12 protein-coding genes are annotated in these 15,041 nt (G+C 52.0%); 6 read left to right on the plus strand and 6 right to left on the minus strand.

Features of this window, described 5'->3' with window-relative positions:
* Positions 1-311: 311 nt before the first annotated feature.
* Positions 312-1,661, minus strand: coding sequence for an NAD(P)/FAD-dependent oxidoreductase (locus tag KTQ90_RS08070; RefSeq protein ID WP_217317968.1), 1,350 nt, complete (start codon positions 1,659-1,661; stop codon positions 312-314).
* A gap of 385 nt (positions 1,662-2,046) precedes the next feature.
* Between KTQ90_RS08070 and KTQ90_RS08075 the strand changes: the two genes are divergently transcribed.
* The 3 genes from KTQ90_RS08075 to KTQ90_RS08085 all read left to right on the plus strand — a co-directional run bounded on the left by KTQ90_RS08075 (position 2,047) and on the right by KTQ90_RS08085 (position 6,175).
* Entirely contained in the window at positions 2,047-3,054 is a 1,008-nt protein-coding gene (locus tag KTQ90_RS08075) for a LacI family DNA-binding transcriptional regulator (protein WP_217317969.1), read from the plus strand.
* Between the two features lie 193 nt (positions 3,055-3,247).
* Positions 3,248-4,690: a mannitol dehydrogenase family protein gene (locus KTQ90_RS08080; protein ID WP_217317971.1), complete on the plus strand. Its 1,443-nt coding sequence runs from the start codon at positions 3,248-3,250 to the stop codon at positions 4,688-4,690.
* A gap of 219 nt (positions 4,691-4,909) precedes the next feature.
* Entirely contained in the window at positions 4,910-6,175 is a 1,266-nt protein-coding gene (locus tag KTQ90_RS08085) for an MFS transporter (protein WP_217317972.1), read from the plus strand.
* A 58-nt stretch (positions 6,176-6,233) separates the two neighbouring features.
* Here KTQ90_RS08085 and KTQ90_RS08090 read toward each other — a convergent pair whose 3' ends face one another.
* Positions 6,234-6,659: an Hsp20/alpha crystallin family protein gene (locus KTQ90_RS08090; protein WP_369680857.1), complete on the minus strand. Its 426-nt coding sequence runs from the start codon at positions 6,657-6,659 to the stop codon at positions 6,234-6,236.
* Between the two features lie 419 nt (positions 6,660-7,078).
* Here KTQ90_RS08090 and KTQ90_RS08095 point away from each other — a divergent pair, with 419 nt between their 5' ends.
* A complete protein-coding gene (locus tag KTQ90_RS08095; protein WP_217317973.1) occupies positions 7,079-9,064 on the plus strand; it encodes a TonB-dependent receptor plug domain-containing protein in 1,986 nt (661 codons plus the stop codon).
* A 40-nt stretch (positions 9,065-9,104) separates the two neighbouring features.
* A complete protein-coding gene (locus tag KTQ90_RS08100; protein ID WP_007903351.1) occupies positions 9,105-9,386 on the plus strand; it encodes a heavy-metal-associated domain-containing protein in 282 nt (93 codons plus the stop codon).
* Positions 9,387-9,464: 78 nt separating this feature from the next.
* Here KTQ90_RS08100 and KTQ90_RS08105 read toward each other — a convergent pair whose 3' ends face one another.
* The 4 genes from KTQ90_RS08105 to KTQ90_RS08120 all read right to left on the minus strand — a co-directional run bounded on the left by KTQ90_RS08105 (position 9,465) and on the right by KTQ90_RS08120 (position 13,548).
* Complete coding sequence (locus KTQ90_RS08105; protein WP_022158634.1) at positions 9,465-9,851, minus strand: VOC family protein; 387 nt, start codon at positions 9,849-9,851, stop codon at positions 9,465-9,467.
* A gap of 55 nt (positions 9,852-9,906) precedes the next feature.
* Positions 9,907-10,659, minus strand: a complete 753-nt coding sequence (locus KTQ90_RS08110) for a hypothetical protein (protein ID WP_254359399.1) — start codon at positions 10,657-10,659, stop codon at positions 9,907-9,909.
* A 398-nt stretch (positions 10,660-11,057) separates the two neighbouring features.
* Positions 11,058-12,101 (minus strand): zinc-dependent alcohol dehydrogenase, encoded by a 1,044-nt coding sequence (locus tag KTQ90_RS08115; protein WP_217317974.1) that lies wholly within the window; start codon positions 12,099-12,101, stop codon positions 11,058-11,060.
* A gap of 70 nt (positions 12,102-12,171) precedes the next feature.
* The gene (locus tag KTQ90_RS08120) at positions 12,172-13,548 is read right to left on the minus strand and encodes an MFS transporter (RefSeq protein ID WP_217317976.1); all 1,377 of its coding nucleotides are present in this window, start codon (positions 13,546-13,548) and stop codon (positions 12,172-12,174) included.
* A gap of 292 nt (positions 13,549-13,840) precedes the next feature.
* Here KTQ90_RS08120 and KTQ90_RS08125 point away from each other — a divergent pair, with 292 nt between their 5' ends.
* Positions 13,841-14,854 (plus strand): LacI family DNA-binding transcriptional regulator, encoded by a 1,014-nt coding sequence (locus tag KTQ90_RS08125; RefSeq protein WP_217317977.1) that lies wholly within the window; start codon positions 13,841-13,843, stop codon positions 14,852-14,854.
* Positions 14,855-15,041: the final 187 nt, after the last annotated feature.

Here is a 15,041-nt window from a genome sequence, read left to right on the forward strand (position 1 = left end):
ATATTTATAGAGGGAATAGGCTCGTTACCCCTGCGTGGTAACTCTATTTTAGCTATGCGGTAACAATATAGCCGCGCTGTGGTAATGATGTGCCCACGCTGCGGTAATCGGAGAACCAACGCGCGGTTGGGATATAGAAAGCAAATAGGCTGGAGACAAACGCTGTCGTTGCGTTGTCTACAGCCTATTTTATGTAACGAAGAGTCTTATTCTGTGTAATAAAGAGTCTTATTCTTTACTTATAAAGACTTCAATTTCTTGTTATAAAGAGTCTTATTTCGTATTGCATGGAGTGGGGCATAGCCGCCGTTTTACTCCATCAAGTCCTCGCCGAGGTGGGTTGTCTGCTCGCGCTTCATGCGCTCTTCCACCTCGCGCGGCTTTGTGGCGTAGGTGATCATGCGGATAGAGTCGTTGTAGCTGACGTACTTCCAGAGCCAGTTGAGCAGCACCATCATCTTGTTCTTCACGCCGAGGATAGAACGCAGGTGGACGACGAGCCAGAGCACCCAGGCGAAGAAGCCCTGACTGTGAAATTTGCCTATCTCTACGACCGCCTTGTTGCGTCCGATGGTAGCCATCGAGCCGAGGTTCTTGTAGCGGAACGCGGTGAGAGCGTTGCTGTCTGCGCCCTGGTTGATGAGCTTGAGGTTCTTGGCGAGGTTCTTAGCCTGCTGTATAGCCACCTGCGCCACCTGCGGATGTCCGTTCGGGTAGGCAGCGTCGGAGGTCTGCAGACACTGGTCGCCGATGGCGTACACGTCGTTGAGTCCAGGTATGCGGTTGTATTCGTCCACCTTGAAGCGGAAGCCGCGGCCCATGTGGCTCTCGTCTATGCCGGGCATGGCGTTGGCTCTGATGCCCGACACCCAGAGGAACGTGCGTGTAGGAATCTCGGTGCCGTCCTTCATGACTACCTTGTGGTCGCGATAGTCGGTCACCATCTTGCCGAACTGTATGTCTACGCCCATGCTCTTGAGGAACTCGTACGCCTTTTGCGACGACTCCTGCGAGAGACCGGCAAGTAGGCGGTCGCCCGCCTCGATGAGGTATATGTGCATCAACGACGAGTCCATGTCGGGGTAGTCGTACGGTATGACGTAGCGTCTCATCTCTGCAAGCGCGCCGGCTATCTCTACGCCCGTTGCGCCGCCGCCCACGATGACGACGTTGAGTAGTTCCTGGCGTTCCTCCTCAGTAGCGCAGGTGAGAGCGCGCTCTAAGTTGGAGAGCAGGGCGTTGCGCAGGCCCATCGCCTCGGGCACCGTCTTCATCGGTATGGCCCACTCCTCGATGTTCTTGTTACCGAAGAAGTTGGTCGTAGCGCCGGCTGCCAGCACGAGATAGTCGTAGTCGATTTTGCCGATGGAGGTCTGCAGAATCTTCTTCTCGGTGTCTACCATACGAGCCTCAGCCATGCGGAAATAGAAGTCCTTGCGCTTGCGGAATATCTGTCGGAAGGGGAACGAGATGCTGCTCGGGTCGATACCTGCCGACGCTATCTGATAGATAAGCGGCGGAAACTGGTGGAAGTTGTTCTTGTCGATCAGCACTACCTGCATGCCCGACCCGTAGAGGTCTTCTGCAAGGCGCAGTCCGCCGAGTCCGCCACCAACTATTACTACTCTTTTCTTCTGATTTCTCTGAATATTGATGCTCATATTGCTTATAAAAATAGGTTTGTTTAGTTACTCTTTCTGACTGCGAAGTTAGTCATTTCGGAGTATACTTCTTGATTCTTTTCTGCTATATTTTGTGGAAACGATTGCGGAAACGTTCCCAATTTATGCAAACGTTTGCAATGTGTTGTGTGGTTATTCTGAATTGCACTACAAAGTTACTGCATTTTTATTGAAATATGTGTTATGTTCGTCCTCATACCGCGATTTCATGCTTTATATCAAGAGTTATTCGGCTTAATTTTGTATTTTTGCAGAAGATAGGCTGCACCTCGGCAATTTGAAGCAAGCTTCATTGCGCTCGATTTGCGCTATCTTTGCAATAGATATCTAACCCCGATACAATCACTAATCCTTTCAACACTCAATGAAACACGTAACTATAAAAGACATAGCCCGCGAGCTCTGCATCTCGGTGTCGACGGTGTCGCGCGCGCTCACCGACGACAAGAACATACGCCGCGAGACCCGCGAGGCTGTGCTGCGCGAGGCTGAGCGCCTCGGCTACCGCCGCAACCCCGTCGCCATGAACCTGAAGATGGGTCGCACGAACACCATCGGCGTCATAGTGCCCGAGATGCACACACCCTACGCCTCGCAGGTGGTGGCGGGCATACAGAGCGTGCTCTACAAGAACAACCAGAAGGTGATGATAGCCGAGTCGGACGAGGACCCGAACCGCGAGCACGAGAGTCTGCTGATGATGGAGGAGTTCATGGTAGACGGACTCATCGTGAGCATGTGCAGCCATAAGCACAACCTTGAGACCTACCGCCGCCTTGCCGCTGCGGGCATGGCTATCGTCTTCTACGACCGCATACCCCACGGACTCGACGACATGCCGCAGGTGATGATAGACGACAACAACGACTCCTACTTCATGGCAGAGCATCTCGTGCGGCTCGGTCGCCGCCGCATAGCCTATCTCTACGGACCCGACGACGTATATAACGCCGTAGAGCGTGCGCGCGGATACCACGAGGCTATGAAGAAGTTCGGCGTGTACGACCCGCAGCTCGTTGTGAAGACCGGCATGACCTTCGCCGATGGCGCAGCGGCTGTAGACGACCTCGTGCGCCGCGGTGTGGAGTTTGACGCCGTCTACGCCTTCACCGACACACTCGCCATCGGAGCCATGAACCGCCTGCGCGAGCTCGGACGACGCATACCCGAGGATGTGGCTGTGGCAGGCTTCTCTGGCACAGAACTCTCAACCATCGTCTACCCGAAGCTCACCACCGTTGAGCCGCCGCTCGGCGAGATGGGCCGCCGCGCCGCCGAACTGGTGCTCGAGAAGGTGAACAACCCCGCCGCCGAGAACCGCCGCATAGTGCTGCGCACAGAGATGAAGTGCAGAGCCTCTACGGGCGAGTAGAACGGTTGCGGAGAGCGGCTCCGCAACCAGGAAAACCGATTTAAAACGTTTGCAGATTTTGGGAACGTTTCCGCAAACGTTCCCAAAGTTTGCCTCCGATTTTTTCTTTGCCATGATCTTTTTGCAGCTTAATTTTGCAAGCGAAAAGAGAAACGAATAACTAAAAAACAATAACTAATAACTTAAAAAGATTATGGCAACAAACGTTATCAACAAGTATTCTTACGACCGCAATTCGGTAAAGGCTGGTATCCTCCATTTTGGTGTAGGCAACTTCCATCGCGCTCACCTCGAGTACATGACATCGCATCTGCTCGAAGACCCCACACAGCGCTCTTGGGGCATCTGCGGCGCAATGATTCTGCCCGGCGACGAGCGTCTGTACAAGGCTCTGAAGGAGCAGAACGGCGAGTACACACTCACCGTATGCGGACGCGACGGCAAGAACGAGGTGTATCGTCTCGGCGCTCTCGTAGAACTCTACTGGGGCATTGAGCAGAAGGAGGCTATCCTCGACAAGATTGCCGACCCCGACATACGCATCATAACGCTCACCATCACCGAGGGCGGCTATAACATATCAAGACAGACGGGCGAGTTCATGCTCGACAACGCGCAGGTGGCTCACGACCTCGCCAACCCTGCCAATCCGCTCACAGCCTTCGGCTACGTAGCAGAAGGACTCCGCCGCCGCAAGGCTTCGGGCGCCGGACCTATCACCATTCTCTCTTGCGACAACCTGCAGCACAACGGCAACACCGCACGCCGCGCGTTCATGTCGTTCGTCGAGGCGCAGGACCAGGAGCTCGCCGCGTGGATGGAAAAGAACGTGACGTTCCCCAACTCGATGGTAGACCGCATCACGCCAGCCACACGCCCCGAGGACGTAGAGCGACTGAACAAGGAGAACGGCACCGACGACAAGGCACCAGTCTACTGCGAGGACTTCATACAGTGGGTCGTTGAGGACAACTTCGCTGCCGGTCGCCCCGCATGGGAGACCGTCGGAGCACAGATGACCGACGACGTTACGGCGTTCGAGAACATGAAGCTCTCGCTGCTCAACGCTTCTCACACGCTGCTCTCTTATCCGTCGTTCCTCTACGGCTATCGCAAGGTGGATGCTGCCATGCACGACGAGCGCATCGCCAAGTTCGTGCGCCAGTTTATGGATATCGACATCACTCCGTACGTGCCTGCGCCGAAGGACACCGACCTCGAACTGTACAAGCAGACGCTCTGCGAGCGCTTCGGCAACCGCACCGTGAGCGACCAGGTGGCACGTCTCTGCTTCGACGGCGCTTCGAAGTTCCCCGTGTACGTGATGCCTAACCTCGAGAAGATGATTGGCGACGACAAGGAGCTTATCCGCGTGGCTTATCTCTTCGCCGCTTACCGCCACTATCTGAAGTATCACACCGACGACAACGGCGAGCAGTTTGAGGTGGCTGACCCGTGGCTCACCGTAGACGACCATAAGCTCATCGACAGCGACGAGCCGCTCGACTTCCTCCAGCTCTCTCCGTTCCGCAGCACCGACCTGCGCGCAGCACACAACTTCACACAGCCGTATCTGCGCATGGTGGAAAGCATAAAGAGCAAGGGAGCGATGAAGACTCTCGAAGAAATTCTGTAAACTATAGTTGAGAGTTTTATCAGTTGAGAGTTGAGAGTTGAAAATTGAGAGTTATGATTACCACAGCCCCAAAAATGTTTGCTATATATTACAGCTGCATTACATATCATAACTCTCAACTCTCAATTCTCAACTCTCAATTCTCAATTCTCAATTCTCAATTCTCAACCCTCAACTCTCAACCCTCAACTCTCAACCCTCCTAAAAGCCCTAAACAATATGAAAACCCTAAGCCTAAAGACCGCAGGTCCGTTCCTGCTCCTCACCTTTATATACTTTATTGTCGGTTTCCTCACCACCGTCAACGGACAGTGTCAGGGACCGCTCAAGGTGGCGTTTCTCTCCGATGCCACCACGATGCGCAACTCGCTCACCACACTCGTCTCCTTCGCCTTCTTCCTCGGCTATCTGCTCAACAGCTCGCGCACGGGGCGTATGCTCAACAAGATAGGCTACAAGCGTACGCTGATGCGATCGCTCATAGTGATGGTCGGCGGACTGCTGTTCTACACCGCCTCTGCGTTCTGTGCCGAGTACGTGCCCTGCGAAGGCGTCGCTATACACGGCGACTTTGTGCCGTTCGGCTACTTCGTGTTCCTTGTCGGTTCGTTCCTCATGGGTACGGCTGCCGCCATGCTTCAGGTGGTCATCAATCCGTACATCGCCGCCTATCCGCTTCCAGGCACAAGCGCCGTGCAGCGCATGAACTTCACCTGCGCCGTCAACTCGTTCGGCACAACCATCGCGCCGCTCTTCGTGACGGGCATAATGTTCGCCGGTGTGCCGCTCGACAACGTGCAGGCTTCGCAGCTCACGCTGCCGTTCATACTGATGACTCTGTGCATTGTAGTCACAACAATGACAACGCGCCGCCTCGCGTTGCCCGACATCGAGGGCACACGATCTGCCTCAACCGACACAACAGCTTCAGACGGAAACACACGCAGCGTGTGGTCGTTCCGCAATCTTAAGTATGGCGTCATCACCATCTTCTTCTACGTAGGTACGGAGGTGAGTATCGGCAACAATATCAACCTTCATGCTATGGAGCTTAGCGACGGCGGATTGAATGTGTCGCCAGCCTTGCTCGCCACAATCTATTGGGGCGGTTTTCTCATCGGGCGTATGGTGTCGGCTTCGATGAAGAGCGTGAAGCCGCGCCCTATGCTCATCACCGTTGCGCTCGGCGCTATAGTGCTCATGACAGCCGCAATGCTCACCGAGAATCTGTGGCTCTTGTCAGCCGTCGGCTTGTTCCACTCCGTAATGTGGAGCTGCGTGTTCACGCTTGCCGTCGACGGACTCGGCGAGTACACCTCGCGCGCTTCGGGCGTGTTCATGATGGGTGTGTTCGGCGGTGCGGTGTTCCCCGTGCTGCAGGGTATGATGGCAGACTGGATAGGTGCATGGCAGTTCACATGGACTATATCCCTCTTCTGCGAGTTCGTGCTCTTGTGGTACGGACTTAGAGGATATAGAAAATAAAAAAAGAGAGTGTGCCATAGTTTTTGGCACACTCTCTTTATACCTATGCTAAAAAGCGTTATTTGACCTCAATGTTCTTCATCACCTTTGCTTCCTTCTCGGGTGTGGTCTTAGGAATGACGATTGTAAGGAGACCATCGGCGACGCTCGCTGATATATTGTCGCGCTCTACATCGTCTGGAAGGGTGTAGCTCTGCTCGTAGTTGCCATAATAGAACTCATGGCGCAAGTAGCGTTCGTGTCTCTCTTTGTTGCACTTGCATTCCTTGCTTTCTTCCTTATGCTCCATCTTGTTCTCGATAGCCAGATGAAGCAAGCCCTCGTTTGTGACGTTGATGCGTACCCATTCCTTCTTAAGTCCTGGAACTGCAACCTCCATTATATATTCGTCACACGTCTCCTTGACGTTGATGGCAGGAACCGTGGTGCGTGTCTGTGGAACCTCTTCAGTATCGAAGAAACTATTGTCAAACCAATCGTTCAACCAGTTAGAATAATTATTTCTGCGAACTAACAACATAATGAAATACCTCCATTTTTAATTGCCGCTTGCCTTTGTGGCTTCGGCTTTCACTTTGTATTATGCAACTTACGTGCCATAAGTATTTTGTGTTATCAGTTTGACAATTTAACCGTATTTGTCAGATATGTGTGTTAAATTGTCATATTTGATGACTGTCTTTATTGTTAAGCACGCCAAATGTTGGTGTTTGGTATAAAGGTGTTTTTAAATGTTTATAATCTGAAAATATGTAAGCATTCTCCTTAATTCTGTATAAATAATTTATTGAAAATCTATAACTTTGCACCGTAATAAAAGAAGATAAATATATACGCCGATGAAGCTATTGATAAAGAACATGGCGTAACAAAGGTTTAGAGATTGTTAGAAAGGTTAATTGTATGAGAAAAATATTGATTGGTTTATTAGGATATACGTTTGTGTCGCAGCAGATGCTGGCGCAGACCGATAGCATAGCCGATACTCGTGAGCTGAAAGCCGTGGTGGTGAAAGCTACGAACGGCATCAAGTCGAGATTCCGGGTTGACAACGCCGAGATAATAGGGCAGGGACAGCTGATACGTGCGGCTTGCTGCAATCTGGGCGAGTCGTTCACAGCCAATCCGTCGGTAGACGTCAGCTACAGCGACGCTGCCACCGGCGCCAAGCAGATAAAGCTGCTCGGACTGAGCGGCACGTACGTGCAGATGCTCACCGAGAACGTGCCCAACCTGCGAGGCGCAGCCCTGCCATATAGTTTGGGCTATGTGCCGGGGCCCTGGATGCAGTCGATACAGGTGAGCAAGGGAGCGTCGAGCGTGAAGAACGGATACGAAAGCACAACGGGACAGATTAATATAGAGTTTCTGAAGCCGCAAGGCACCGATGGCGTGCGTGCGAACGTCTATCAGGACAGCGAACTGAAAACGGAGGTGAACCTCGACGGAAGCGTTCATCTCAACGAGCGCCTTTCTACCGCAACACTTTTCCACTTCGAGAACCGACAGATGGACCACGACGGCAACGGCGACGGCTTTATGGATATGCCGAAGTTGCGCCAGTATAACCTGATGCACCGCTGGGCGTATGTGTCGCCACGCTGGATCAGTCAGCTGATGCTGCGCGGCTTGCACGACGAGCGCAATGGAGGGCAGAGCCGTAAGCACTCGGCAGCCTCTTCGTCTGAACCTCTCTACACCACATCGGTGAAGACCAACCGTTACGAGGCGCTGTGGAAGAACGGCTTTACGCTGAACGCCGACCATAACACATCAGTCGCACTTATGCTGCATGGATCGTGGCACGACGCAGACAACATGTTCGGACGCACCGAGTATGATGTCACCCAGAAGAACGGATATGCGCAGCTGATGTTCGAAACCGACATCACCGAGCATCACAACCTGAGCGTCGGTGCATCGCTCAACCACGACTATTACGACGAACGCTTCAATCCGTTAGGCGCTCTGGCACGGGCTGAGAGCACTACTTCTAAGGAGACGACACCGGGTGTGTATGCACAATACACATATAAGTTGGGCGAAAAGCTCACGGTTATGCCTGGCGTGCGTTGGGACCATTCGAGCCGTTACGGCGGTTTCTTCACGCCGCGTCTGCATGTAAAATACTCTCCGAACAGCATAGTTACGCTCCGCACCTCGGTGGGCAAGGGCTATCGCTCGCCACATGCTCTGGCAGAGAACGTGTCGCTCTTGGCAAGTGGCAGAGAGATATTCGTCTCGCCCGACCTAAAGCAGGAGGAAGCATGGAACACGGGCGCTTCGTTGGGTTTCAATATACCGCTCTTCGGCAGAAATCTGGAGCTGAACGCAGAGTATTACTACACCGATTTCGTCAATCAGATGATAATGAACTTCGACGGAGCGAGTGGACAGCACACGCTTCGCTTCGAGAACCTCGACGGCAAGAGCTATAGTCACACCTTTCAGGTTGACGCTACATACGCACTGTTCAGCGGCATGACAGCCACAGCCGCCTTCCGTCTTAACGACGTGAAGTGCACCTACGACGGCAGTCTGCGACAGAAGCCCCTCACTTCGCGCTACAAAGGCTTGCTCACGCTCTCGTATAAGACGCCGCTCGAACTGTGGCAGTTCGACGTGACGGGTCAGCTGAACGGTGGCGGCGAACTGTACGACCAGAGTAGCTATCCTGCCTACTTCCAGTTGCAGGCGCAGGTGACCAGGGAGTTCCACCGCTTCAGTCTGTACGTCGGCGGCGAGAATCTCACCAACTATAAGATTGACGACCCGATACGCCATGCACACCATCCGTGGAGCTCGGCGTTCGACGCCACACAAGTATGGGGACCCGTTACGGGAGCGATGGCTTACGTCGGAGTACGCTTCAAACTTGAGAAGTTATAGTAACCAAAATATATAGTAACCAATATAAAATAAGGATAATATGAAAAAGAATCTTTTAATGGCATTTATGCTCATGCTTGCCGGCAACAGCTTTGCGCAGACAGCAACCGACACATTGGTAGTAACAACGCAGCCGCAGATGCACTGTCAGAACTGTGAGAAAAAGATAAAGAGCAACATCCGCTTTGTGAAAGGCACAAAGAAAATCGCAACCTCTGTGGACGACCAGAAAGTGACAATCGTGTACGACGGCAGAAAGGCCAAGTACAACGACTATGTTGAGGCTTTCAAGAAAATAGGTTACGAGATAAAGAAGAAGTAAATATACCGTTGAGAGTTGAGAGCTATTCAACTTTCAACTCTCAATTCTCAACTTGAATAATTCTTAACTCTCAACTAATCAGAGTTTTTCGCAGAACTCAATCTTCTCCTTGTTCGGTCCTTCGATGGTGAAGAACTTCACGCCGTTCTCCCAGAAGGGCAGACCATTGACCTTGGTGTCGAGCATCTTCAGTCCGGCACGCTGCACGACCTTAAACAGCTCGTCGATGTTCTTCACGTCGATGGCTATGTGGTCGATGGCGCCGTACGCCATAGCCGCCTGATGGTTCTGATAGGTCTCAATCACGAGATTGTGGAGCTGAAGGAACGCCACCTCCTCTGCGCCGTTCACGGTGCGAAGGGCTACCTCAAAACCCAGTGTGAGGTAGAAGTTGATGGTCTCCTCAATGTTGTTTGTCGGGATACCGATGTGCTGTACGCCCGTTGTGAAGTCTTTAATGTTCATTGTGTGTATTGTTTTAAAAAATTATGGTTTCGCTTTTCCGAGTGAATAGCTCGGTTTAAAGATGAATCAGCTGTGCGCCAATCTGAAAGTAAGCCTTCTCCGACTGCGGGTTCCACATACCCATAGCATGTACCGGCACCGTGTACGAACCTATCTTTAGGTCGTAGCTTACCTTCAGCTGAGTATGCACCACGCCCGATGTCTCGCCGTAGAAGTTCTGCTTCTCGCCAGCCTTGTTCAGAGCGAATGCTCCGCCCACACCGGCATCCATCTGCCATCCGTCCTTCTTGTAGACGGGATATTCGGCGTAGACGAATGTAGAGTATTTCTGCTCTGTGTTATCCGCAGACCTGTCGCGTCCGAACATAATGGTTGACCAACTCAACAGCAGCGGAAAGCGAGGCTGCTGGAAGCGGTAGTTGAGTGTGCAGTTGAGGAAGCGTCCCGTCTGGTGCGCCTTATAGTTGAAGTATTGGCGGTTGTTGTACGTAGCGCCCGGCGAGAAGTTGTATGTGTCCATGGCGCAGAACTCGAAGCCTGCGCCTCGAAGCGTTACGTAGTGGTTGAACTCCTTGTAGTTGCCTTGTGTGTTGGTGCCGCCCCACAGTCCGAGTGTGGCGTGTCCAGTGCCGAACGTATAGCTAAGGTCGGTGAGGATGAGACAGCCGTCGGCCACCTCCATACCACGCCAGAGATGATTGTTCTGCAAGTCGGCGGTGAGATGAATCTGAGCAGAAGTTGTCTGGCACATGGCAGAAGCCGCAAGGCACATGGCTGAAGCCAGAATGGAAGTCTTAAAATGTTTCATTTGTAAGGTTTAGGTTTTTATTATTAATTCTTTACGCTTGCAAATTTACGCCATACAGAAAAGGTTTCAAAGCAAAAATAATCCTTGTTTCTTGGAAACGTTTGCGGTAACGTTCCCATTTTGCGCAAACGTTCCCAAAGGTTTTATGCTATACGTGCATCGTATCTCCTAATGCAATGCAGTACATTAAGAGTGATGTTTATGCTTCCAACAGAATATTTAATGCTTACCTATATAATTCATATAGACAAAAAAAGAAGCGTTTAATTTTGTCATCTCGACAATGTTAGTATTTTTATAGTGCTTAAAAACAATTACTCCATCCGCGACAAGCAGATCACCATGTTTAGGATGTACAAGGCGCTGTGTGGCGGATGGTAGTGATGCTTTAATCTGTCTTATTTTGCGGGCTTCTGCTCAAGGTCTACAATCACCTTCATTGAAGTCTCGCGGTGCGAGTCGATATACTTGTATGCGTCGTCGTACTCCTCAAACGCGAAGCGGTTGCTTACGAGCGGCTTGAGGTTTACGATGCCGCGCGACACATAGTCGATGGCTGTCTGATAGTCCTCGTGGCGGTACATCATCGAGCCGATGAGTCTGAGCTCGTGCTCGCCGAGGTGGAACATGCTGAGTGCGGGGTCTTTGGCGAACACAGCCACTACAACGATGTCGCTGCCTTTCTCTATGGTCTCCATGAGCGAGCGTATCGACACCTCAACGCCAGCCACCTCGAAGCCCACCTGATAGCCCTCGTCGCCGAAGAGTTCCTTTGCAGCCTCCTTCAGCGGGCGCTTTGTGATGTTCAGCGTGTCGGCGATGCCGCATTCGCGAGCCTTTTCAAGACGCAGGTCGCTGACATCGGTGATGAGTACGCGTTTTGCTCCGCGCGCCTTGCAGAACTGGGCTACGAGGTTGCCGATGGTTCCGGCTCCGCTCACCACTACGTTCTTGCCCTTCACGTCGGTGCGGTTGCTTGCATGTGCGCCTACAGCCGCCGGCTCAATCATTGCGCCGAAGTCGAGGCTCATGCCTTCTGGCAGTTTCACTACGCGGTCGTCGTCGATGACGAAGAAGTCCTGTGCGCAGCCGTCAGCCTGGAAAGCCTGCACGCGCAGATGTTCGCATACGTTATACTGTCCGCGTTTGCAAGGGTTGCACTCGCCGCAAACCAGCTGCGGACGAGCTGTGATGTTGTCGCCCGGCTTGCATACCGTTACAGCGCTGCCGCATGCCACAACAACAGCAGAATATTCATGACCCTGAACTACGGGGTAGAACGTAGCGGGATGGAGTCCGTGGTAAGAGTGAATCTCGCTGCCGCAGATGCCGATTCGCTTGATGTTGACGAGTATCTGGTGCTCCTTGAGGTCTTCTGCCTTAGGTGCTGCTACCTCCTTGAATTCGATGTGCTTGGGTGCTACTAATACTGCTTGTCTCATAGTTGTAATATTTTTATGGATTCTTTATAATTATTGTTTATTTAAGTTTCTCCTTTTTACTCTTTTACTTTTAAATGCGTTCCACCTTGTTCTTTATTGCCTTCAGTTCGTCCACAATCTTGTTATATACGTTGCGGTGGAGCTTGTAGAAGCAGAGGCAGAAGGCTGTGATCACCCAGAGTGCGCCAGGTATGGTAGAGAAGGTGTGGCGCATTATGGCTATCACGTCAGCGTTCTGTTCTGCGCCTGCCACATATCCTGCTGAGTCGAGCGCCAGGGCGAACATTGCTGTGCCGAGCGCCATGCCCATCTTGTTGGCGAGCGACACGAAGGCATACTGGAAACCGTCGTTGCGTACGCCAGTCTTCCATTCGCCGTACTCCACACAGTCGGGGATGATGGCGTATATAGCTGTGTTGAAGCCCGAGAAGAAGAACCATGCTATAGCCGAGCATACGTAGAACTCGACGGGTGAGGTGTTAGGGCTGAAGAAGTAGAGCAGCGCCATGAACACGCCGCAGAGCAGTGCGAAGACAGCTGCCGCATAGCCCTTGTTGCCGGTCTTGCGGAACATCCAAGGGAAGCAGGCTGCACCAACGATCGACGGCAGAACGATAGCCATTGAGTAGTAGCTGAAGAGCGTAGCCGAGCCTTCTACGTATGTGAAGTAGTAGAGAATATCGGCGTTGCGTCCGTAGAGGATGAATCCGAAGAGGAACTGTCCGAGGATGGCGAGCTGGTAAGGGCGGTTCTTCAGCACCGACTTCAGCTGCACCGATATGGGAAGTTTCTGTCCTACCGGCACCTCAACCACCTCTTTTGTCTTGCTGAAGCAGAACAGGTGGCAGGCTGCGAAGATAATACCATATATTATAGCCACGGCGAGATAGCCTGACTGTGCGTTGCCCTTTCCGAAGAACGTCACGAGCGGAACGGTGATGATGTTAAGCACGCCGATGGCTATCATTGCACTTACGGAGCGGCTTGTGTTCAGCTTGGCGCGTTCGTCGATGTCCTGGGTCATTGCGCCGCAGAGAGTGCCGTAGGGAAGGTTTACGCAGGTATATCCGAGCACGAGTATGCAGTAGGTGACAGCCATGTACACAATCTTCGCTGTCTGGCTCCAGTTGGGATGCGCCCAGAACGTGAGTATGAGAACGAGAGCCGTCACGGGAGCGCCGAAGAGAAGCCACGGACGAAAGCGTCCCCAGCGCGAGTGGGTCTTGTCGGTAAGTGTTCCGATGATAGGGTCGTTCACGGCATCCCAGATGCGCGATACGAGCATCAGTGTGGCTACGGCGCTCATGCCGATGCCGAACACGTCGGTGTAGAAAATCATGAGGAAGTTGCTTACGAACATCCAACTGAAGTTGCATCCTACATCGCCCATGCCATAGGCAAACTTGCTGATGAAAGGCACGTGGCCCTTGCTTGAAGTAGTTTTCATATTTCTTTTAGGTTTTTTGTTATTTTCTGACGCAAAGTTAAGCGTTATCTGCAAAAGAAAAAAGAGAAAAATATAAGATAAATTACGCAACCGTTCCCGCAACCGTTCCCGATTTGCGCAATCGTTCCCAATCTGTAGCCTGACTGCTGAACGTAGAGCAAACCGCCATAGATTATGGCTCGCATCCTTTTGCAAAAGAAAACTTTTTATTAATTTTGTATCGATATATACAAAAAGTAAAAGAGTAAAAACGTAAAGAGTAAAAAAATAGGTAACTAAAAACATTCTGCTAATGTCAAAATACATTACTATAAAGGATATAGCCAACGAACTCGGCATATCCAAGTCTACCGTGTCGCGCGCTCTTTCGGGCGACGCCTCGAACGTAAAGGCGGAAACCATGAAGCTCATCACCGAGACAGCCCGACGCATGGGCTACCAGCGCAACGAACTGGCGGTGAGCCTGCGCAGGCAAAGCTCGCACAACATAGCCATCATCATCCCCGAGATAGTCACCACGTTCTACATGACCTTCATCGGCCATGCGCAGACCATACTGCGCAAGCATGGCTACAACGTGCTCATCGCTACGTCGAACGAGAACGCCGAACAGGAGCGCTTGAATATAGAGATGATGGAGAAGTGTATGGTTGACGGCATACTTATCAGCGTCTGCGACAAGGAGAAGAATATCGATATATATCGCCGTGTCATAGGGCGCGGCATACCGATGGTGTTCTTCGACCGCACGCTGGAGTGGGGTGACGCTTCGCAGGTGCGCCTCGACGACTATATCATGTCGTTCTTTATGGTGGAGCAGCTCATACGCAGCGGTTGCAAGCGCATCGTGCACATAGCCGGACCGGCGCATATACGCAACGGTTACGAACGCTTGCGCGGCTACCGCGACGCTCTCGAGAAGTTTCACATAGCCTACGACAAGACGCTCGTGCTGCCTCCAGCGTTGAGCGCCGACGAGGGAAGCGACGTTATGTCTGCCTTTCTTGACAGAAACATTCCGTTCGACGCCGTGTTCGGATTCACAGAGACTGCGCTTATCGGTGCAAAGAACATTATGCAGAAGCGCGGATTGCGCATACCGGCAGACGCCCGCATCTGCTGCATGTCGGGCACAGCGCTCTGCACGCTCGTTTTTCCCACGATAACTGCTGTGGAGCAACCCATCGAACAAATGGCTGCTGAGGCTTGCCGGCTGCTTATGGCTCATGTCGCCGACAGCGCGAAGTGTGCAGAGGACATCGTGCTGCGCGGCGAAATCATAGACCGAGAGTCGACGGCGGTGTAGGTTTTCAACGGAACGATGCTAAAAATCTGTGAAAATGTGCTTGTGTTCGTGCATACACGTTGATTTAGGTCAACAATAAGGCGTAAAATCGAATGTTTTGCTTATATTGTTTGCGCAAACAGCAGATTGTTTATACCTTTGCATCGTCAAAAGATTAATAGATTGTTTAGGTTAGTAGTAATAGATT

It is taken from the genome of Leyella stercorea (assembly GCF_019052365.1).
In the GTDB taxonomy this organism is placed as follows: Bacteria; Bacteroidota; Bacteroidia; order Bacteroidales; family Bacteroidaceae; genus Prevotella.